The 20,802-nt window shown below is 70.3% G+C and carries 18 protein-coding genes; 12 read left to right on the top strand and 6 right to left on the bottom strand.

Annotated features, from left to right (window positions below; all coding sequences use genetic code 11):
- Positions 1-91: 91 nt before the first annotated feature.
- Together AB1L88_RS24150 and AB1L88_RS24145 are read right to left on the bottom strand one after the other, a co-directional pair.
- Entirely contained in the window at positions 92-1,378 is a 1,287-nt protein-coding gene (locus AB1L88_RS24150; protein WP_367099267.1) for a 3-dehydroquinate synthase, read from the bottom strand.
- A 257-nt stretch (positions 1,379-1,635) separates the two neighbouring features.
- A complete protein-coding gene (locus AB1L88_RS24145) occupies positions 1,636-2,115 on the bottom strand; it encodes a TIGR03067 domain-containing protein (RefSeq protein ID WP_367099266.1) in 480 nt (159 codons plus the stop codon).
- 185 nt (positions 2,116-2,300) lie between these two features.
- On the opposite strand from AB1L88_RS24145, the gene AB1L88_RS24140 reads away from it, so the two are divergent.
- Positions 2,301-3,071 carry a DUF4058 family protein gene (locus tag AB1L88_RS24140; RefSeq protein WP_367099265.1) on the top strand — a complete coding sequence of 257 codons (771 nt, stop codon included), beginning with the start codon at positions 2,301-2,303 and terminating at the stop codon, positions 3,069-3,071.
- Between the two features lie 11 nt (positions 3,072-3,082).
- Here the strand turns inward: AB1L88_RS24140 and AB1L88_RS24135 are convergent, their stop codons facing one another.
- A complete protein-coding gene (locus AB1L88_RS24135) occupies positions 3,083-3,946 on the bottom strand; it encodes a fumarylacetoacetate hydrolase family protein (protein ID WP_367099264.1) in 864 nt (287 codons plus the stop codon).
- 275 nt (positions 3,947-4,221) lie between these two features.
- On the opposite strand from AB1L88_RS24135, the gene kdsA reads away from it, so the two are divergent.
- The 4 genes from kdsA to AB1L88_RS24115 all read left to right on the top strand — a co-directional run bounded on the left by kdsA (position 4,222) and on the right by AB1L88_RS24115 (position 9,316).
- Positions 4,222-5,058 carry a 3-deoxy-8-phosphooctulonate synthase gene (gene kdsA / locus AB1L88_RS24130; RefSeq protein ID WP_367099263.1) on the top strand — a complete coding sequence of 279 codons (837 nt, stop codon included), beginning with the start codon at positions 4,222-4,224 and terminating at the stop codon, positions 5,056-5,058.
- Positions 5,059-5,312: 254 nt separating this feature from the next.
- Complete coding sequence (locus AB1L88_RS24125) at positions 5,313-7,115, top strand: hypothetical protein (RefSeq protein WP_367099262.1); 1,803 nt, start codon at positions 5,313-5,315, stop codon at positions 7,113-7,115.
- A gap of 184 nt (positions 7,116-7,299) precedes the next feature.
- Positions 7,300-8,106 carry an ATP-binding protein gene (locus tag AB1L88_RS24120; protein ID WP_367099261.1) on the top strand — a complete coding sequence of 269 codons (807 nt, stop codon included), beginning with the start codon at positions 7,300-7,302 and terminating at the stop codon, positions 8,104-8,106.
- 169 nt (positions 8,107-8,275) lie between these two features.
- Positions 8,276-9,316 carry a hypothetical protein gene (locus AB1L88_RS24115; RefSeq protein ID WP_367099260.1) on the top strand — a complete coding sequence of 347 codons (1,041 nt, stop codon included), beginning with the start codon at positions 8,276-8,278 and terminating at the stop codon, positions 9,314-9,316.
- A 67-nt stretch (positions 9,317-9,383) separates the two neighbouring features.
- Here the strand turns inward: AB1L88_RS24115 and AB1L88_RS24110 are convergent, their stop codons facing one another.
- Positions 9,384-10,427: a diacylglycerol kinase family protein gene (locus tag AB1L88_RS24110; protein WP_367099259.1), complete on the bottom strand. Its 1,044-nt coding sequence runs from the start codon at positions 10,425-10,427 to the stop codon at positions 9,384-9,386.
- On the opposite strand from AB1L88_RS24110, the gene AB1L88_RS24105 reads away from it, so the two are divergent.
- Entirely contained in the window at positions 10,361-10,720 is a 360-nt protein-coding gene (locus tag AB1L88_RS24105; RefSeq protein ID WP_367099258.1) for a PAS domain-containing protein, read from the top strand. The two genes, AB1L88_RS24110 and AB1L88_RS24105, sit on opposite strands and share 67 nt — an antisense overlap.
- Here the strand turns inward: AB1L88_RS24105 and AB1L88_RS24100 are convergent.
- Positions 10,642-11,220: a hypothetical protein gene (locus AB1L88_RS24100; RefSeq protein WP_367099257.1), complete on the bottom strand. Its 579-nt coding sequence runs from the start codon at positions 11,218-11,220 to the stop codon at positions 10,642-10,644. The two genes, AB1L88_RS24105 and AB1L88_RS24100, sit on opposite strands and share 79 nt — an antisense overlap.
- A 412-nt stretch (positions 11,221-11,632) precedes the next feature.
- Here AB1L88_RS24100 and AB1L88_RS24095 point away from each other — a divergent pair, with 412 nt between their 5' ends.
- From AB1L88_RS24095 to AB1L88_RS24085, 3 genes are all read left to right on the top strand, one after another.
- Entirely contained in the window at positions 11,633-12,661 is a 1,029-nt protein-coding gene (locus tag AB1L88_RS24095; protein WP_367099256.1) for an isocitrate/isopropylmalate family dehydrogenase, read from the top strand.
- A 153-nt stretch (positions 12,662-12,814) separates the two neighbouring features.
- A complete protein-coding gene (locus AB1L88_RS24090) occupies positions 12,815-14,248 on the top strand; it encodes a potassium transporter TrkG (protein WP_367099255.1) in 1,434 nt (477 codons plus the stop codon).
- A gap of 44 nt (positions 14,249-14,292) precedes the next feature.
- Positions 14,293-14,985, top strand: coding sequence for a TrkA family potassium uptake protein (locus tag AB1L88_RS24085; RefSeq protein WP_367099254.1), 693 nt, complete (start codon positions 14,293-14,295; stop codon positions 14,983-14,985).
- A 101-nt stretch (positions 14,986-15,086) separates the two neighbouring features.
- Here the strand turns inward: AB1L88_RS24085 and clpX are convergent, their stop codons facing one another.
- Positions 15,087-16,529: an ATP-dependent Clp protease ATP-binding subunit ClpX gene (clpX, locus tag AB1L88_RS24080; protein WP_367099253.1), complete on the bottom strand. Its 1,443-nt coding sequence runs from the start codon at positions 16,527-16,529 to the stop codon at positions 15,087-15,089.
- A 550-nt stretch (positions 16,530-17,079) separates the two neighbouring features.
- Here clpX and AB1L88_RS24075 point away from each other — a divergent pair.
- The 3 genes from AB1L88_RS24075 to AB1L88_RS24065 all read left to right on the top strand — a co-directional run bounded on the left by AB1L88_RS24075 (position 17,080) and on the right by AB1L88_RS24065 (position 20,775).
- A complete protein-coding gene (locus tag AB1L88_RS24075) occupies positions 17,080-17,844 on the top strand; it encodes a 1-acyl-sn-glycerol-3-phosphate acyltransferase (protein ID WP_367099252.1) in 765 nt (254 codons plus the stop codon).
- A gap of 206 nt (positions 17,845-18,050) precedes the next feature.
- Positions 18,051-19,172, top strand: a complete 1,122-nt coding sequence (locus tag AB1L88_RS24070) for a hypothetical protein (RefSeq protein WP_367099251.1) — start codon at positions 18,051-18,053, stop codon at positions 19,170-19,172.
- Between the two features lie 82 nt (positions 19,173-19,254).
- A complete protein-coding gene (locus tag AB1L88_RS24065; RefSeq protein WP_367099250.1) occupies positions 19,255-20,775 on the top strand; it encodes a sulfatase in 1,521 nt (506 codons plus the stop codon).
- The last annotated feature ends 27 nt before the right edge of the window (positions 20,776-20,802 follow it).

The raw sequence follows: 20,802 nt of genomic DNA, 5'->3' as shown, positions 1-20,802 counted from the left end.
GGCGAGTCGGGGACCGTCAAGGCTCGTTGGGACCGTTGGAAACCGAGCGGAAGGGGGCGATCGTAGCCGAAACCACGAAGCCGCTTCAACGTCAACGCCTCGACCAGAGCAAGGCCCCCTGCCGATCGGCCTCGCGGCGCGCCTCCTTCGCCTGCCCGGCACAGCCGCCGGGGTGGACCGGGGCCCCGGTGCGCTCGACGCGGGGGGTGCCGAGGGCTCGGGCGCGGTCGCGGACCCGGGCGATGGCGGAGCGCATGGCGTCGCCGTCGACCTCGTGCACGTCGATCGGCCGGCCGACGGCGGGGATCATCGTCAGGGTGAGCCGGCCGCCGAGGTGCTGGCGGAACTCTTCGAGGCCGAGGAACAGGTGGTCCGTCTCGTCGAGGGCCGGGTCGTCGAGCGGCAGGCCCAGGTCGGCCAGGCAGCAGAGGACGCGGTCGGCGACACCAGGATCGAGGCCCAGGGCGATCGACGAGTAGACCGTGTCGATCGCCACGCCGATGCCGACCGCCTCGCCGTGCCGGAGGGAGAACCCGCTCAGCGGTTCGAGCTTGTGGGCCGACCAGTGGCCGAAGTCGAGCGGCCGGGCTTCGAGCGCCTCGAAGGGGTCGCCCCCCCGGGTGATGTGGTTCAGGTGCATCCGGACCGAGTCGCGGATGGCGGATCGGGAGGCGTCGGGGTCGCGGCGGCGGATGAGGGACGCATCTCGGCACAGGCGGTCGAAGGCGTCGGGGTCCTTGAGCAGGGAGACCTTGACCGCCTCGGAGAAGCCGGAGACGTAGTCGCGGTCGGGCAGGGAGGCGAGCAGGGCCTCGTCGTTCACCACGGCCCAGGGGACGGCGAAGGCGCCGAGCCAGTTCTTCTTGCCGAACAGGTTGACGGCGTTCTTCACGCCAACGCCCGAATCGGCCTGGGCGAGCGTGGTGGTGGGCAACCGGACGAGCCGAATGCCCCGGTGGGCGATCGCCGCGGCGAAGCCGACCGCATCGAGCACGGCGCCGCCGCCGATGACGACGACATAGCTGCGGCGGTCGAGGTCGGCCTCGTTGAAGGCGCGGAGCATCTCCTCCAGCCCCTGGATGTCGTTCTTGATCGCTTCGCCGCCGGACACGACGATCGGATCGCCGACGACCCGGAGTCGGTCGGAATACCGCTCGGCGAAGGAACCGAGCGCGTCGAGCAATCCCGGGCGGGCTGCTGCGACCGGGCCGTCGACCCAGAACTGGACGCGGGCGAGTCGGTCGCCGGACGGCTCCAGCAACTCGGCGAGCACGTCGGACTCGGCGCCGAGGACGTCTCGGGTCATCCGCAAGCGATGCACGAACGGGGCCGCGAACGGCACGTCGAGCCGTTCCGAGGGGTCGATCGGGGTCGTCATTGCGCGGCGCACTCCTGCGGCCCGGGTCGCCTCCGCGTCGAGCGACGCGGATCGGATCGGGCGTTCGGGTGGTCAATGGGGGGACGGGCCTCGACCCGGAAGGACCAGGCACCAAGGCGGGATCGGGTCGGATCGGTCACGTCGGGCCGGGTGTCTGCTTCTGCAACAGGGTGGCCCGAGCTTGAGGACCGACGTTGAACATTGTCCCCCCCGATCGGCCTCGGAGCAAGTCCCCGCCCGGGAACGGCTCCCGCCGATCATGGCCGAGGGCGGGGGGCTTGCCCGGGATTCCCCGCGCCCGCATCCGCCCGACGGAAGGTCATCAGGGTCCGGCCGTCCCCCGGTTCCGCGGCGAAAGCCGTCGGCCGAGGCTCGCCGGGGTCGGCCGTGCAGAGGACCAGGCGATCCTCGTCGAACCGGTAAATCCCGAGCACCCGATCCCCCCGGTTCCGCCCCCCTTCGGGGATCAGGTCGATCGTCTTCGGGTCGGCCTCCGGGTCCAGTTCGAACGTCGTCGCGGCGAAGGCTTTGCCCGAGCGTTTCCAGACGATCCGGCCCCCCTCCACCTCCCGGACGATCTCCTTCATCACCTCGATCGGCCCGTCCTTGCCGTCGCGGACCGATCGCTCGACGGCCCAGGTCCCCTGGTGGCGGGCCTGGTCGTCGGTCGGAGTGGGAGCGTCGTCCCCGACCGGGAGCACGAGAAGCACGGCGACGAGTCGATGCAATCCGATCATGGGATCCAGGGCTCCGGAGGCATTGAAAATCGACAAGGCTCTCTCCGCCGTCCCCGGCAGTCCGCCGCCCGGGACGACCGACGGGCTTGATCCCGGTTCCCCGCGACCGGGACCATCGGCATCGGTATGATACACGAACGGGGCGAGTCGACCCGATCACGGTTTCCTCGACGGAGGGTTCCTCAATGCCCGGACCGTTCCCTGGTATCGACCCGTTCGTGGAAGCCCAGCATTACTGGCCCGACTTCCACATGACATTCCTGAATTACTGGCGGGAGGCCATTGGAGACCGGCTCCCCGATGAGTACGAGGTCCGGGTCGAGGAGCATGTCCGGCTGGTCGATCTCGAAGCCGAGGAGAGCGCCCTCATCCGTCCCGACGTGGCCATCATCCACGCGCCGAAACAAGGCCCCGCGACGCCGGGAGGGGCCGCGATCCTGGAACCGGAGACGATCCCGACGACGATCTACGACGAGGACCGCGAGGTGTTTCTGAAGATCGTCCACCGGCCCGACCGGAAGCTGATCACGGTCCTGGAGCTGCTCTCGCCGACGAACAAGGTCGAGCCGGGATACCGGGATTACCTCTCGCGACGCAACGCGATCCTCTGGCAGCAGGTGCACCTGGTCGAGCTGGACCTGCTGATCGGCGGGCGTCGGCTGCCGATGGAGCGTCCGCTGCCGCCGGGCGACTTCTTCGCGGTCATCGCCCGGTGGGAGCAACGGCCCAATTGCCAGGTCTATTCCTGGACCCTCCGCCACCGGCTGCCGAAGATCCTCATCCCCCTGAAGGCCCCCGACCCGGATCTCTCGATCGACCTGGCCGAGGTCTATACGACCGCCTTCGATCGGGGTCGTTACGCCCGGTCGATCGATTACCGGGCACCGCTGGATCTGCCCTTCTGCCCGGAAGACCGCTCGTGGGCCGAGGAGACGGCGCGGGCCTTCCGGGCGTGAAGGATCGACCGTCAAGGCCGGGCTTCGACCGGGTTGCGGAGGGTGCCGAGGCCGTCGATCTCGACCTCGACGACGTCGCCGGGCTTGAGCCAGACGGGGGGCTTGCGGGCCATGCCGACGCCGGGGGGGGTGCCGGTGAAGATCAAGTCGCCCGGCTCGAGGGTCATGATCTGCGAGAGGTAGGCGATCGTCTCGGGCACGCGGAAGATCAGCTGCGAGGTGCTCGAATCCTGCATCAGGCGGCCGTTGAGCCGGAGCCGGATGCCCAGGGCGTGTGGGTCGGGCACCTCGTCGGCGGTGACGAGGTAGGGGCCGACCGGGGCGAAGGTGTCGAAGGTCTTGCCCGACATCCACTGGCCGCCGGGCTTGCGGAGCTGCCAGTCCCGGGCCGAGACGTCGTGGCCGACGGCGTAGCCGGCGACGTGCTCCATCGCCCGTGCGGCGGGGATGTCGCGGCCGGGGAGGCCGACGACGATGACCAACTCGGCCTCGTAATCGACCTCGTGGCTGACCTTCGGCAACTGGATCGGGGCCTCGTGGCCGATGAGCGACGACGGGTACTTGCTGAAGAGGATCGGCTCCTCGGGGATCTTCGCGCCGGTCTCGATGGCGTGGTCGCGGTAGTTGAGGCCCAGGCAGATGATCTTGCGGGGGTCGGGGACCGGGGCGAGCAACGGGGCCGAGCCGGGTGCGATCGAGGCGGTGCCGGTCGAGGCGGCCTGGCGGGCCCGGGCGATGCCCTCGGGGCCGAGGGCGAGGAGGTCTCGGACGGAGGCCGGCAGGGTGGGGTCGGCGGCGTTGAGGTCGACGAGGCGGCCGTCAAGCTCGGCGCACGCCCTCGGGCCACGGTCGGTGGCGACGGTCAGCAGGCGCATCGGGGGGTGGTCCTTAGGCAGGGAGGCGGGATCAGACGAGGCGACCGGATCGGGCTCATCATTTCGTCCCGTCCCGGTCGGTCCTTGCCGTAAGCTACACCGATCGGCCCGGCGGGACCAGGGGGCGATCGGCCCCCCGCGGCGCGGCGGCCGCCCCGGGCCGCGAACCGGGCTGGCCGGTTCCGCCCGGCCTGGTAAGATCTTCGCGAGACGCAGGCGACCCTGACCGAGGGCCGCGCCCGATCGCCGGATCGCGACGAGAAAGGACACGACCCGTGAGCCCCCCTGAAAATCCCGCGGCCGTCGGCCCGAGCCGGATCGGCCGGGGGCAGCCGCTGGCGTTGATCGCCGGCCCTTGCGTGATGGAGCCGGGCGACCTGACCGACCGGATCGCCGATCGGCTGGCGAAACTCCGGGACGACCTGGGCATCCCGGTCGTCTTCAAGGCCTCGTTCGACAAGGCCAACCGCACGTCGAAGGGGAGCTTCCGCGGGCCGGGGGTCGACGAGGGCCTGCGGACCTTCGAGCGGATCAAGGGCGCGACCGGATTGACGGTGACGACCGACGTGCACGAGTCGATCCAGGCCGGGCCGGTCGCCTCGGTCGTCGACCTGCTCCAGATCCCGGCCTTCCTGGCGAGGCAAACCGACCTCTTGATCGCCTGCGCCGAGACGGGGCGGGCGGTCAACGTCAAGAAGGGGCAGTTCATGGCCCCGTGGGACATGGAGCACGTCGTCGCCAAGCTCCGGGCGGCCGGGGCGGCCGCCGTCCTGCTGACCGAGCGGGGGACGACCTTCGGCTACGGCCGGCTGGTCAACGACTTCCGGGCGATCCCGATCATGCAGCGTACAGGCGCGCCGGTCGTCTTCGACGCCACGCACTCGGTCCAGTTGCCGGGCGCCGGCCAGGGGGTCACGAGCGGGGAGCGGGAGATGGTCCCCTTCCTGGCCAGGGCCGCGGTGGCCGCCGGGTGCGACGCCCTCTTCCTGGAGGTGCACCCGAGGCCCGAGGAGGCGCTCTCGGACGGCCCGAACGCGCTCCGGCTCGACGACCTGGAGCCCTTGATCCGCACCTGCCTGCGGATCCGATCGGCCATCGAAGCCGACGGCTGAGCCGGGACGAGGGGGATCGAACCTTCGGCCCTCGGGTCGCGTAGCGAGATTGAGCGCCGTCCGAGCGGGGCGAGCCGACCGGTTTCCTCCCCGAACAAAGGCACAACTCGCCGACCGGCCGGAAATCGGTCACAATGGAAGGGCCTCGCTCGGATGGTCGCCGCCCGGCGGCGGCGGTCTGGGCCCCGTCGATCGAATCAAACCGTTCCCTCCCCGTCCGCACCACGCGACGACGCACCCGGAGAGCGACCCCCGTGCGAAGGCGATCATCCCGCTGGCAATGGCTTCCGATCGGGCTGGCCCTGATCCTCGGCGCAGTGACCTCCGGCTGTGGCGGCAAGGAGGCGCCCCCCCGGCCCTCGACCGGGGGGGCTCGCGATCCGGGGAAGGCCGGCGACCCGTCCGGCGCGCGGGCCGACCGGGGGGCGAACGCCTTCCGGGGGGTCGGCATGGATCCGGAGATGCGTGAGATCCTGCTCCAGAGCGTCGTGACCCTGCTGGAACGGGCCGCGCTGACCCCCGGCGGCCAGAACGTCAAGATCGCCACCGAGAACCTGAACACTTACTTCAAGGCCAATCCCGACAGCGACTTCCAGCTCCCGGACGCCACCCGGGCGTATCTCGAGGAGCAACTGGCCGAGTTCCCCTTCCGGACGAGCGACTTCGAGATCCGGGCCTTCGAGCAGAAGGACGCGAGGCACATCGAAGACTGCCTGCTGTACCACAACATCGCCTCCCGGGTCGCCGGGCCGGGGGCGGTGCTGGACCGGGTCGGCCGGATCTTCGACTGGACGGTCGCCAACGTCCAGCTCGTGCCCCCCGAAGGCCCGATGCCCGAGGCATTGGTGGCCAACGGCATCAACCCGGTCCCCGCCCGCCCGTACGACGTGATCATCCGGGGCTTCGGGTCGGAAATCCCGGGAGACCTGTGGGCCGACCGGTCGTGGACGTTCATGGCCCTCTGCCGGCAGATCGGCGTGGACGTGGCGATGCTCGGCTACCCGGTCGCCGATGCCGAGGAGCCGTACTACTGGACCTGCGCCGCCCTGATCGACGGCACCCCGTACCTGTTCGACACCCGGATCGGCATGGCGATCCCCGGGCCCGACGGCCGGGGGATCGCCACGCTCGAACAGGCCGCGACCGATCCGATCGTGCTCGATCGGCTCGACCTGCCCGCCCCCCCGATCCCGTACGCGACCGAGGCGGCCGACCTGGCCAGGGTCCGCGTCTCGATCGACTCGAGCCGGGGCTACTTCGCCCCCAAGATGCGGCTCCTGCAGAACGACCTGGCCGGGGCGAACCGGATGGTCCTGCACCGCGACCCGGTCGAGCAGCGGGACGCCTGGGCCGCGGCCCTGGGCGACCGGCTCGACGCGGTCGAGCTGTGGGAACTTCCCCTGGACGTCGAGTACGCCCTGTTCAACGACCCGGCGTACGTCCGGGCCATCCAGTTCGTCAACTTCTACTTCAGCCCCGACTTCCCGCTCCTGGGCGCCCGGCTCCGCCAGCTTCGGGGCGACCTGGCCGACGCCAAGCAGGACTTCACCCGGGCCCGGTTCCGCCGGATGGCCGCCATGGCCGAGGCCGCCCAGATCCCCGCCGAGCTTCGCCAGGACATCCAGGAGTCGATCGACCTGTTCGCGACCTACTTCCTCGGCCTCGCCCAGCTTGACGACGCGATGCCCGACCAGGCCATCAACCTGTTCGAGCAGGCCCTGAGGCTCCCGCCGACCGAGGCCCGGGCCATCCGAGGGCGCCCGGCGACCCTGCTCCGCCTCGGCGCCGACGCCAACCTCGGCACCCTCTACGAGGCCAAGGGGGAGGACGAGAAGGCCGTCTTCGCCTACTCCCGGAGCAACACCACGCCGCAATCGGTGAGCAACCTGCTGCGGGCCAACGCCCTGGTCTTCGACGACCCGTTCGGCCCCCCTCCCCCGCCCTTCGACCCGACGGCCGCCGAATCGGACGAGCCGGATTCGGCTCCCGAGTCCGGAGTCGAAGGCGACGCCGACGCGGTAGAGGACGAAGACGAAGGGGCCTCGGAAACCCCTTGATTCAGGATCGTCCCCCGATCGCCCGCCCGGCCGATCGGGGGGCGACGGGCGAAGGGGGGCCGGGGGCCAATCGGCCCGGGCGATCGGACCCGGCTGAACAATCGCCCCATCCGTTGCCGATAGAACCCCTCAGGCGTCTTGCAGTGTCGAGGGGACTCGTCGGCCAGCGGAAGGGGAACGCGCCATGCCGTCGCCATCGCCATCGAACCGGTCTCCAGGGCCGTCGGACGATCCGGCTGCGCTGCGGGAGGAGGTCGAGGCCCTCCGCCGACAGGTGGTCGAGCTGCAGCGCGTCAGCGCGCTGGGAGTGCTGGCCGGGAGCGTTTGCCACGAGCTGAACAACGCCCTGATGCCGGTGCTCAATTACGCGAAGCTCGGCCAGCGGAGCAAGGACCCGGAGTACCGCGACCGGGCCTTCCAGAAGATCCTGGACGGGGCCAACCGGGCGACCGCGATCGCCGGCGGCATCCTCGGCCTGGCCCGCCCCCGGGCCGACCGCAAGAGCATCACAGACCTGGTCCGCCTGACCGACGAGGTCCTGCTGCTGGTGACCAAGGACCTGCAGAAGCACCGGATCGCGCTCGACTACCACGCCGAAGGCCGCCCCCACGCCCGGACCAACCCGGCCCAGATCCAGCAGGTCCTGCTCAACCTGGTCATCAACGCCCGCCAGGCGATGCCCGAGGGGGGGACCCTCAGCCTCCGGGTCGGCACCGACACGTCCGGCCGCCGGGCCGAGCTCTCGGTGGCCGACACCGGGACCGGCATCGCCCCGGGCGACCTCCGGCGCATCTTCGAGCCGTTCTTCACGACCAAGACCGGCCCCGACGCCTCGGGGCTCGGCGGGACGGGCCTCGGCCTGCCCGTCTGCCGGGAGATCGTCGAGGCCCATCACGGCCGGCTCCGGGCCGAGAGCCGGCCCGGCAAGGGGTCGACCTTCACCCTCATCCTCCCCACCTGCCCCGCCGCGGCCAAGCAAGGGGCGGCCTGAGCCGGCCCGGACGTTCCTGCCCGGCCGTGACCAGACCGGATCGGACCGGTTCGGGGCCGATCGCCCAGGATTGGGAACGGGTCCGCGATCGGTTTCGACCGCCCCGCCCGCGGGATGCCCGATGGAATGCCAGATCCGGACGGCCCGAGAGACACAAGGACGAGCGCTGATGCCAGAGACTTCCCAGGCCCGATCCGGGACGACCCGGCTCCTCCAGCACCCGCTCGTGCTCCCGACCCTGTTCGTGCTGGGAGGCTGGGGGTTGCTGCTCGGCGGATACCTCCCGGCTCGATCGCCCGCCGTGCCGGCCTCGGCCGACGCCCCAGGAGGTCCCCGGGCCGACCGGGGCGACGCGGCCCCACCACCGGCCCGGCCCGGGCCCCGCGCGACGGCCCGGCCGACCGTCTCGGCCATCATCGGGGAGCGGTCGGCCTCGGAATCGGGCCCGATCCGCCTGACGATCGAATTCCCGGGCGGATTGACGGGATCGGCCGTCGTCACCGCGTCCGACCGCGAATCAACCGAGGCGATCGCCCCGGAGTCGCGACCCGAGCCGAGGGCCGGAGCGGGCTCGCAACGACGACCGGCCCCCCGAGACTCGGAGATCCTCCGGGCCCGAGCCGCCGAGGTCATGGAGCCGGTGGTCCCTCCTCCCATCCCGGGGCCGCCGCCCGCCTTCGACCCGGCGGTCCTCTCGCCCTTGATCCCGGAGTCGGTCCCCGATGCGCCGCTGTTCGACCGCGACGGTGATGCCCCGGCCGGGGCCCTGATCGCGCGGCCGATGGGAGACCTGCCCGAGGCGTTCGACCCGGGGCCTCTGCTCGACCGCTACCGGGGCGACGGGCGCTCGGAGAGGACGGCGACGGTCGTCGCCTCGGGCGTCGAGCCGACCGCAGGGGTGGTCGATCGGGGGGACCAGGCCCCCGAGCCTCCTGCCGTCCCCCGGGTCGATTCCGACATCTCCACCGCCCCCGAGATCCTCCCCGAGCCGTCGATCGAGCCGGAGCCCTCGACACCGCCTGACGGGCTCCAGCCTGCCGGCCTTCATCCACGGGGGGGGGGCGGCCCCGTCAGGCCGATCCAGCACCCGCAACCGCCGCAATACCGAGGGCTGAAACGGCTGTTCCGGGCCTACCTGCCCCCGCCGCCCGTCCCCCTCGTGCCTCCGCCGACTCCCCGGCACCCGACGCCCGAATCCGACGCCCCGTGACGACATCGCAGCGAGACGGCGGGGCGCCCGGCGGCGATTGGGGAGGCGAGCGGGCGGGCGATCGGGGTCAGGAGATGAGCCTGGCGTTGGAATACGCCTCGGGCACGAGCAGCGAGACGGCGCTCGGCAGGACCTGGGCGGCCCAGGGATGCGGCGATCGGGGGTCGATCGTGCCGCCGGGGTCGCCGTCGAGCTGGACCGGGACCGAGACGTCGGACGAGACCGTGAGCCGTCGAATCCGGCGGTGCCAGACGCCCGGGCGATCGAGGTGCAGGCCGCGGAAGACCAGCCAGAGATAGTGCAGGGCCGCCAGAGGGCCGGGGTCGCGGAAGACGACCAGGTCGAGCAGGCCGTCGTCCTCCCGGGCCGTCGGGGCGATCGGCAGGCCGAGGGCATAGCTGGGCAGGTTGAAGACGAAGGCGATCGCGCCGGAGAAGACCTCGGGGGGGCCGGGGTCCTCGACCCGGACCGTCAGGCTCGGGAATTCGTATTCGAAGCTGGCGCGCAGGACCGGCTCGACGTAGGCCACCCGGCTGGTCGGGCGGACCCGCTGGGAATGACCGATCCGGGCCAGGTGGTGCCGGGTCACGACCTCGGCGTCGAAGCCGAGGCCCGCCATCAGGGCGAAGCGCCGGCCGTCGGCCTCGCCGAGATCCAGGGTGATCGACCGGCCGAGGGCGATGGTCTCGGCCGCGGCCTCGGGCTGGCGAGAGAGGCCGAAGTGCCGGGCGAAGAGGTTCTCGGTCCCGGCGGGCAGGACGCAGATCGGCACGCTCGGGCGCTCGTTGATCAGGGCCGAGACGGTGCCGTCGCCGCCGACGGCGACGAGGCATCGGCACGACGACGAGCCGGCCGCCTGCTCGACCATCGCCAGGCGATCGGCCGGCGACCAGGCGACCCGGGCCTCCAGGCCCCTGCGACCCAGGGCCCGGACCAGCCGTGCCACGCGATCCCGGCCCGCCCCGACGCCCGAGTTGGCGTTGGCGATCAACCCGACCCAGCCCGACACCTTGGGGCGGGGGCCGACCGGGGGAGGCCGAGACGTTGAACCCGGATCGGGGTCGTTGGCGAGGTCGTCAGCCGAGGCTGGGCGAGGTCCATCCTCGTCCATCGATCAAGGGTCCATCTCGGGGAATGCGGCGGTGTTTGGTCGGCAACAAACGGGTCGAACCTGCACTGAGGACGAGCCCTCAATCGCGACGGGCGGGCCGGCCGCGATGGTGGTCGGCCCGGACCGCGACGCCGAAGGGGTTGACCTCAGGACAGGTTCAAGCGGAGTACGGGCGGATGAACGGACTCGGCTCCGTCCTCGATCCGGGGGCGAATCACTCGGTCGTTTCGGTGGCGTCGGCCTCGGAGCCGGCGTCCGAGCCCCGGCTGGCCACCTGCTGCAACAGATCCTGATTCTCGGCCAGGAGCATGGTGAGCTGATCCTGGAGGCTTCCTAGCCGTTCCATGCGTTCGGCGTTCTCGGAGGCGAGCCGGTCGCGGAGGCTGTTCAGGTCGTTGACGCCGGCGAGCAGCTCGGCCTGCTCCTGCTCCCGGCCCGCGATCGTCTCGTTGGTCCGGGCGAGCAGGCTTTCTTCGGCGTCGAGGCGGAGCTCGAGCCGCAGCTGGTCTTCTTTGAGGACGCTGACGCGGTTCTCCAGATCCTCGACGCGGAGCTTGAGGGAACGGAGCTGCGAGTCGGTGGTCTGTCGTTGGGTGACGACCTGTTTCTTGATCGCGTAGGTGTCGGCCTTGGCCTGGCGGACCTGCTGCTCGGTCTCCTCGATCTGGGTCGAGACCGTCTCGATGCCGCGGCCCCAGCCCCGGTTGAGCTGCGAGACCATCGCGAGCAGGTAGATCGAGACCAGCATCATCAGGGCAACCAGGACCGACAGGACTTTCCCGGCGGTGGACATCGGACCTCTCCGTGTGGGTCGATGGGCGACCGATGTTCGAGGACTGTTCAGAATGGGGAGACTCGCCGCCGACGGCCGGGCCGAGAGCGGCCCCGGCAGTGCCGAATCGCCCATCGACGCGAGATGACCCTCGATTATACCCCCACGGTCCGGCACATGCCAAGTCGCCGGGGTCGCGGCCGGCGGCATCCCGCCCGGCGTGACCGTCGCAGGCGGCGCCTCCGCGCCCCCGCCGACGGCCGGCGATCCGGGTCGGCCGATCCCGAATCGTCAGGCCCCTGGCCGCGGCGAACCGTTTGACGGCCTCCCTGCGCTCCTCTACAATCCTCGGATCAATCGCGTCCTGGCGGTGTCGCGGTCGGGGGGCGTACGCCCGTCGCAATGCTCGGACCGGATGGGGATTCGTCGACTGATGCGAGCGGCGTACACGGTCACCGAATTGCTGGGAGACGGTATCGGCCCCGAACTCTCGGAGGCCGTGCACGCCCTGGCCGAGGCGCTCCCGATCGACCTGCACTTCGAGGCGGTCGACCTGTCGCTGGAGAACCGGAGGGCGCGCAAGGGGGCGATCTACGACGAGGCGATCGCCTCGATCGAAAAGAACCGGGTCGCCCTGAAGCACCCGACGATCACGGCCGAGGAGAGCCCGAACCAGATCCTCCGCCGCCGGCTCGACCTGTCGGTCATCCACCGGCCGGTGTACACCCTGCCCGGCGTCCCCAGCAACTTCCGCCGCGAGCTGGACGTGGACATCATCCGGATCGCCACCGGCGGGACCTACGACGACCCCGGCCGGATGATCGGCGACAGCGGCGCCGTCAGCCTCCGGATCGTCGAGCGCCAGCCGGTGCTCGAGGCCGCCCGGTATGCCTTCAACCTCGCCCGGAAGACCGGCAAGAGCGTCACCAGCGCCTCGAAATACACGATCCAGAAGGCCACCGACGGGCTCTTCCAGGCCGTCGCCGAGTCGGTGGCCGCCGAGTATCCGGAGGTCCCCCACCGCTCGGAGCTGTTCGACGCCCTGCTGGCGAAGCTCATCATGAAGCCCGAGCCGTTCCAGGTGATCCTGGTCCTGAACGAGTACGGCGACTTCCTCTCGGACATGGCCTGCGGCCTGGCCGGGTCGCTCGGGATCGGGGCCAGCGCCAACCTCGCGTTCGACGCCTCGGCCGTGGTCCGGGTCGCCCTCTTCGACGCGGCCCACGGCACGGCGCCCGACATCGCGGGCAAGGGGCTGGCCAACCCGACGGCCATCTTCCTCGCCTTCTCCCTCCTGCTGTATCAACTGGGCGAGATCCGGGTCGGCAAGGCCGTCAAGGACGGCACGCTCGACCTGCTCCGCCGCGGGGTCCGCACCGGGGACCTCGGCGGCAAGGAATCGACCCAGAGCTTCACCGCCGCCGTCGCCGCCGAGGTGGCCGCGCGACTCGCCACGCCCTGACCCGAGCGTCGGGGCCGTCGTCTCGCCTCGGACCCGGTCCCCGCTCGACCCGGCGTCCCGCCTGATCCGACCAGGGCGAGCGGTCCGACCCGACCCGATCCGATCCGCCCGTCCCTTTCCGAAATCCGGCAGAAGGCCGGAGGATCGCCCCCCGTGAGTCCGGCCCGCCGTCGCCGCATCTACAAGTGGGAGCTCGACGCCACCGCCCGGACCCGGCGCGCCTCGGTCGGCATCGCCTGGGAGCAGATCACCCCCGAGTGGCTCTTCCTCATCAGCTTCCTGGCCCTCATCGCCATCGGGACGATCGGCCTGCGGGCGGTCCCGTTCTTCTACGCCCCGGGGGCGACGGGGCTGGGGTGGATCGATGCGCTGTTCACGGCCACCAGCGCCGTCTGCGTGACGGGCCTGATCGTCGAGGACACGGCGACCTACTTCTCGACCTGGGGGAAGCTCTGGATCCTGCTCCTGATCCAGTTCGGCGGCCTGGGGATGATCACGTTCACGACGGTCCTGATCGCCTCGCTCGGCGGCCGCCCGTCGCTCCGGCAGGAGGCGATCACCGCCAGCTCTCGCGAGGCGGTCCCCACGGTCGATTACCGGGGCCTGACCCGGCACGTCGTCCTGTTCACCCTGGCCTTCGAGGCGATCGGGGCGTTCCTGCTGGCCCTGGTCTGGGTCCCGCGGTTCGGGCTGGTCGCGGGGGTCGGCCACGCGGTCTTCCACTCGATCAGCGCCTTCTGCAATGCCGGGTTTTCGACCTTCACCGACTCGGTGATGGGTTTCCAGACCTGGCCGATCACGCTGGGCCTGCTGATGGTCCTGATCGTCGTCGGCGGGCTCGGATTCTTGACGCTCGAAGAATTGTGGATGAACGTCCGGGCCTGGCGATCGCGGCGGGGCTTTCGCATGTCCCTGCACTCGAAGATCGTGCTGCTGATGACCGGCTTGCTGCTGGTCGGCGGCTGGATCGGCTTCGGCATCCTGGAGTGGGACAACACCCTCGACGCGATCCCCGGATGGGCCCGGCCGATCAACGCCCTGTTCCTGAGCGTGACGCCGAGGACGGCAGGATTCAATAATATCGATTATGCCGAGATGTCGGCGGGCGCGAGCTTCCTGACGATCCTCCTGATGTTCGTCGGCGGCGCCCCCGGCTCGACGGCCGGCGGCCTGAAGGTCACGACGGTCGCCCTGCCGGCCCTGCTGGCCTGGTCCCGCATCCGGGGGCAGCGGGTGACCGGATTCCTCAAGCGGACCGTGCCGGAGGAGACGATCCAGCGGGCCGTCGGCCTGATCGTGCTCGGCTTCGCCCTCGTGACCGGCTCCATCCTCCTGACCGTCATCAGCGAGGGGAGCCCGCCGGAGCGGTTCCTCGACGTGATGTTCGAATGCGTCAGCGCGTTCGACACGGTCGGCCTGAGCCGCAGCATGACGGGCGACCTGGGCGGCTTCGGCAGGCTGACGATGGTGGTCCTGATGTTCCTCGGCCGCGTCGGCCTGCCGACGATCGCCTCGGCCCTGACCGTGGCCGCCTATCGGCCGCTCGGCGATTTTCGATACGCTCAGGAAGACGTCGTCATCGGCTGACGCCCCGATCCGAGCCGCCCCCCCAACGAGAGAGCTTGCCCGCGATGGAGAAGAAGCGTTTCGTCGTCGTCGGCCTGGGGAACTTCGGCCACACGATCGCCGCGAAGCTGCACGAGCAGGGGCACGAGGTCGTCGCCGTCGACACCGACGAGGCCGCGGTCGACCGGATCGCCCCCTACGTCAACACGGCCGCCGTGGGGGACGGCCGTCAGATCGAGACCCTCAAGCGCCTCGGGACCGAGAAGGCGGACGTCGGGGTCGTCTCCACCGGGGACGACATCACGGCCAGCATCCTCGCCACGATGGCCATGAAGGATCTGAAGGTCGAGGATATTTTCGTCAAGGTCATCTCGATCAACCACGCCCGGGTCATGGACAAGATCGGCGTGACCGAGTCGATCTTCCCCGAGCGCGAGAGCGCGCTCCGGCTGGCGACCCGGATCGCCAGCCGGGGGATCCTCAACTACATCCGGATGGGGACCACCCTGAGCATCCAGGAGCTGGCCGTGCCGACGAGCTGGATCGGGCGGTCGTTGCGGCAACTGGAATTGCCCCGCAAGTACCGCCTCTCGGTCATCGCCGTGCACGACATGCTGCGCGACGAGATGATCCCGATCCCCGACCCCGACGCCCCCCTGAAGGACTCCGACACCATCCTCATCGCCGGCAAGGACGAGGACCTCGCCCACGTCGAGAAGGAGATCGAGCGCGACCACCTGCCCCCCGGCCGGCGCTGATCGGCGACGCGAAAAGAAAGGGGACGCGAGTCGGGCCGGCCTACCGCGTCCCCAGCGGATTCGATTCGATTCGATTCAAGGCGTGAACGCGCCCGGATCGCTCAGGCGCTTTCCTTCTTCCGCTCGGAGTCGGCCGCGTCGTCCTCGGCGTCCGATTCGTCATCCGAGGTGTTCGAGGCCGGGGCCGGGGCCTTCGACGAGCTCAGGGGGGCCGACCGGTCGAACAGGTGCTGTTCCTTGCGGACGACCTCGGGGGTGACGACGTAGCGGGCCTTCTCCTCGATGTCGGGCAGGTCGAACATGATGTCGAGCATGATCTCCTCGACGATCGAGCGGAGGCCTCGGGCGCCGGTGTCCTTCTCCTTGGCCCGCCTGGCGATCTCGGCCAGGGCGGGCTCGGTGAACTCGACCTCGGCCCCTTCCATCTCGAAGAGCTTCTGGTACTGCTTGACCAGGGCGTTGCGCGGCTCGGTGAGGATCTGGACCAGGGCGCTGACGTCGAGCGGCTGCAAGGGGCAGATGACCGGCAGCCGGCCGACGAACTCGGGGATCATGCCGAATTCGAGGATGTCGTCGCTGGTGACCTTGTCGAGCAGCGAGCCGATCTCGTCGTCGTGCTCGCTCTTGGTCTGGCCGCCGAAGCCGATCGTCTTGCGGCCGACGCGGCGGGCGATCAGGTTGTCGAGGCCGACGAACGTGCCGCCGCAGATGAACAGGATGTTCGACGTGTCCATCTGGATGTACTGCTGCTCGGGGTGCTTGCGGCCCCCCTGGGGCGGGACGTTGGCGATCGTCCCCTCGAGCATCTTCAGGAGGGCCTGCTGCACGCCTTCGCCGGAGACGTCCCGGGTGATCGAGACGTTGTGCGAGGTCTTGCCGATCTTGTCGATCTCGTCGATGTAGATGATGCCGCGCTGGGCGGCCTCGAGGTCGAAGTCGGCCGCGTGCAGGAGCTTCAGGAGGATGTTCTCGACGTCCTCGCCGACGTAGCCGGCCTCGGTCAGGGTGGTGGCGTCGCCGATGGCGAACGGCACGTTGAGGATGCGGGCGAGGGTCCGGGCCAGCAGGGTCTTGCCGCAGCCGGTCGGGCCGATCAGGAGGATGTTCGACTTGTCGAGCTCGACCTCGCTGCCCCCCTCCTCGCCCAGCACGAGCCGCTTGTAGTGGTTGTGCACGGCGACCGAGAGGACCTTCTTGGCGCGGTCCTGGCCGATGACGTACTGGTCGAGCTGTTCCTTGATCTCCCGGGGGGCCGGGATGTCGGTGAAGAGGGCCTTGGGCACCCCGCGTCGCTTGCGTTCCTGGTCGAGGATCGACTGGCAAAGCTCGATGCATTCGCCGCAGATGTAGACGTCTCCGGGGCCTTCGACGAGCGGCCCGACGTCTCGGTAGCTCTTCCGGCAGAACGAGCAGTAGGCATTGCGCCGGTTGGTTCCGCCGTTGCTGCCGCCGCCCGGCCCGGTGGGGCCCCCTCCGGTCCCGCCGCCGCGACGCCCGCCGCCGTTGCCCCCCGAGCCGCCGCTGCTGTCCTTACCCGTGGGCATACATGATCCTTTCGTCGCATCGCGTCAGGGAAAGAGGGTACGAACACGCGACCAGTCCGCCGTCGCGTCCGGCGGGCAGAGCACGCTCGGGACCTCGAGCCGGCGAATGCCGGCCGGGGACCCGATCCGAATTCGGGTGATGTCCGGTCGAATGATGTGCCACCGTCTCGTTCTTCTCAGTACGGCTGCGGTGGTCGCTCCATCAGTAAGGTGTCCGCTCGACGCCGCGTCTGGCCGGCAATCCCGACGCGGCTTCCGCCGTTGAATCACTCAGCCATTCTAGAGCATGGTCGGGGGCGAAGCAAGCGAAGGCGACGGTCATCCCCCCTCGCCATCGGATCTTCCGGCGTCAGCCGTCGGACCCTCGCGGGGGCCCCTCGGGGGTTCTCGGCCGGGACCGGGGCCCCGGGGCGCGATTCGATTGGCACTGACGGCCGGGCGATCCTCAGAGTAAGGTATCTGGCTGAGGTTGATCGTCGTCCCCCCCTTTCTCATTGGCCCTCGGATCCCCTCGCTTCGGGATGCGGACGGGCCACGGAGCCGACCGCCGATGAGCGCTGCCGATGCGCCCCGATCTTATGTTGCGCCCTGGTTGCTCCTGGTGCTCTGGCCGATTCACTGGCTCTTCTTGCGGTGTTATTTCCGGGTCCGCGTGCATCATGTCGAGCATTTGCCGTCGACCGGGCCGTTGATCCTCGCCCCGACGCACCGCACGAGGTCGGACACCTTGATGCTCTATCAGGTGATGCGGAAGGCCTCGAAATTCCGATCGCTCCGCTTCCTGACCTCGCACAACGAGGTGGCCCACGGCCTGCAAGGCTGGTTCGTCCGCCGCCTGGGGGCCTTCCCGATCAACACGAATCGCCCGACCCCCGGGGCCCTGAAGCATTGCCGCGAGATTTTGGAATCGGGCCAGTCACTCGTCATCTTCCCCGAGGGGAACATCTTCCGCCTGGCCCCCGGCGAGATTCACCCCCTGAAGCCCGGTGCCGCCTGGATCTCGCTCCAGGTGCAGGAAAAGCTCGGCGACAATCGCCTGACCGTCGTGCCGATCCGCCTGAATTACTCGGATCGCCTGCTGAAGTTCGGCTCGCGGGCCGACATCGAGATCCGGCCGCCGATCGAGGTTTCCGACTACCGTGGCTTGCCCCGCAAGGAGGCCATCGCCGCGCTGACGGCCGACCTGCAGCAGGCGCTCGGCGACCGGGTCAACGATGCCCCCCGCCCCGTCCTCGACGCCATCGCCCGGGGAGAGTCCTTCCCCCCCGTCGACCTCGCGGAGCTGCCGACCGAGCGGATCGAGGAGGGCGCCTGAGCGCCCCCCCGGTCTCGGGACCGGGCGCGGTCCGGGCCGGGGCCGGGGTCGCGATGGAATTGACAGCAACGGCCGGCCCCTCTATGCTCCGCCCGCGTCGAGCCGGCCGATCCCCCGGGGACCCCCTCTCCGTCGGCGCACCACACACCGGCCGCTTGCCTCGGCCGTCGCGTTCTTCCAGGGTTGGCGGGAAGGAGACTGGGCCGTTGGAAACCATCACCGGGCGCCGACCGGGCGCTGACCGTTCGGGGCCGGGCCGAGGGATCGCCCGTCTGGGGACGATCCTGCTGATCCTCCCGGCCGTCTCCTCGCCCGCCCCGGCCGATGACCTGGGGGACGAGCGGGTCCCGCTGCCCCCTTCGGTGATCGCCCCGGGGATCGACCCGCTGGTCGCCCCCGCGCAGGTCGGCGGCGTCGTGCCGGACGCCTTGCCCCCGACCCCCGATCCCGTCCTGCCGTACGACACCGCCCTGCCGCCGCCGACCGCGCCCGGCCTGTTCTTCGACCGGCCCGCGCTGGTCGCCGCCCCGGCGTTCGCCGAGGCCGATCTCGGTGTCCTGCCCCCCGGCTCGGTCCCGACGCCGGGCACGGTGTCCGACCCGCCGATGACCTACCTGTCGTCCCCATCTCCCCGAGGGGTCGAGGACATCGACTACCGGGACGGGCCCCGGATCCCCGAGCCGATGGTCTTCGACCTGGTCCGCGGCCTCGGCGCCCGCCGGGGGGAGCTGGAGGTCAACGTCCTGAACCTCGTCCCCTTCCGGGGAGACGGCCGGACCCGCTACGAGTGGGCCCCGGAGATCGAATACGCCCTGTTCGACGGCTTCGCCCTCGAATTCGAGCTGCCGATCTTCAACACCCAGATCGAGGCGGCGAAGTACGGCGCGCAGTACACCTTCGGCACGGCCTTCGACGACGCGTTCATCCACGGCATCCAGGGACTCCTGCAACACGACTTCAACGACAATCGGGTGTCGACCGCGGTCCTCTACCTGGCCGGGATCCGGCTCGACCAGAAATGGAGCCTCTTCGGCATGTTCGGCTTCAACGCCGGGGAACTGGTCTTCCCGTTCGACGACCTCGCCCCCCGCCGGGGGCTCGACATGCTGGTCAACCTGAGCGTCTTCTACGACCTGACCGAGCAGTTCCTCGTCGGCGTCGAGACGAACATCGCCCGCAATTTCGTCGGCTCGGGCGACATCCTGATCATGCCCCAGGTCCACTGGGACATCGGCGAGCACTACCGGGTCCAGTTCGGCGTCGGGGTGCGCGACACCGGCCTCGAGACCTTCCCCGAGCTCGGCTTCCGCGTGATCTGGGAACGCTGACCGGGCCTCCCCCGGCGACGATCGCCCCCGACCGGCCGAGCCCCCTTCGCTCGCAAAGGGGTCAGACGCTACAATCGTCGGCATGAACGTCATCGTCATCGCCTGCAACGGCCTGCACCTCGGGTTCCTCGGCCCGTATGGGAACCCCTGGATCGAGACGCCGAACCTCGACCGCCTGGCGAGCGAGGGGGTGGTCTTCGATCACCACTACCCCGAAAACCTCACCACCCTGCCGACCCGTCGGAGCTGGTGGACCGGCCGCTACGGCTTCCCCGACCCCGACCAGGGGTGGACCCCCCTCCGCGCCGACGAGCCGATCCTGCCCGACCTGCTGTTTGATCGCGGCGTCCGGTCGGCCTTGATCTCCGACGTCCCGATGCTCCGCCAGGCCGGGCACGGCTTCGGCCGCGGGTTCGACGAGGTCGTCTGGATCCGGGGCGAGGGGTACGACCCGTACATCCTTCCCGACGACCCGCGCGCCGCCGGCGTCTCGATCGCCGACGAGCCGGGGCTCCGCCTGCCCGACGACGACGACCCCGACCGGGAACTCTGGACCCTCCGCTGGGAGCAGTACCTCCGCAATCGAACGGCGTTGAAGCTCAACAGCGAGGAGAACGCCGGCTCCGGCCGCGCCGTCCGGGCGGCGATCGACTGGCTCGACCGCTCGGCCGGCGAACCATCCCCCGCCCCCTTCGTGCTCTGGCTCGACCTGTTCAGCCCCCACGGCCCCTGGGACCCCCCGCCGACCGACCGCGATCGCTACGTCAGCGTCGAGCCGGACGACTTCGAGGCCGGGGACGAGGGGGACCTGGTCGACGACGAGCCGGAGGGGGAAGACGACGGCGAGGACCTGTTCCTCGACGAGGTCGCCACCCTGCTCGACGTGCCCCCGGGGCCGGTCGGCGAGGTGATCTCCGAGGAGGAGCTCTACCGCCTCCGCCGGACCTACGCCGGGGCCGTCACCGCGCTCGACCGCCAGGTCGGCCGGCTGCTCGACCACCTGGGACGCCTCGGCCGGCTCGACGACACGCTCGTCATCTTCACCTCCGACCAGGGGGAACCGCTCGGCGAGCACGGCTTCGTCCGCCGCTTCCGCCCCTGGCTCTATGAGGAACTGGTGCACACGCCTTTGATCGTCCGCCTGCCGGGGGGCGATCGCGGCGGGTCTCGGCATCAGGCGATTGTGCAATCGGTCGACCTGCTGCCGACGATCCTCGCGGCCGTCGACGCCGAGAACTCGCCGTTCGAGGCCGAGCAACCGCCGATCCATGGCCAGGACCTGCTCGCCCTGATCCGGGGGCGCGTGACCAAGCTCCGCGACTTCGCCTGCATGGGCATGGACGTCGAGGAATTCGCCCTCCGCTCCCACTACTGGCACCTGATCGTGCCGATCGAGGCCGACCCCGACGACCCCCCTCGCGCCGTCGAGCTGTACCGGAAGCCCGAGGACCGCTGGGACCAGAACGACGTCTCCGAGCGTCATCCGGAATTGACCGAGCACCTGGAGCTTGTCCTCCGCCGCTTCGTGGCGGCCGTCGAGCGCGACGATTTCTCCCAGGTCCTCCCGCTCCGCGACGTCGCCCTGTTCCCCCCCCCGGCCTGATCGGCCGCAGGGCACATTTCCTTCACA

The sequence above is a fragment of the Tautonia sp. JC769 genome (assembly GCF_040717455.1).
Lineage (GTDB): Bacteria > Planctomycetota > Planctomycetia > Isosphaerales > Isosphaeraceae > Tautonia.
This window is presented reverse-complemented; position numbering and strand designations above follow the sequence as displayed.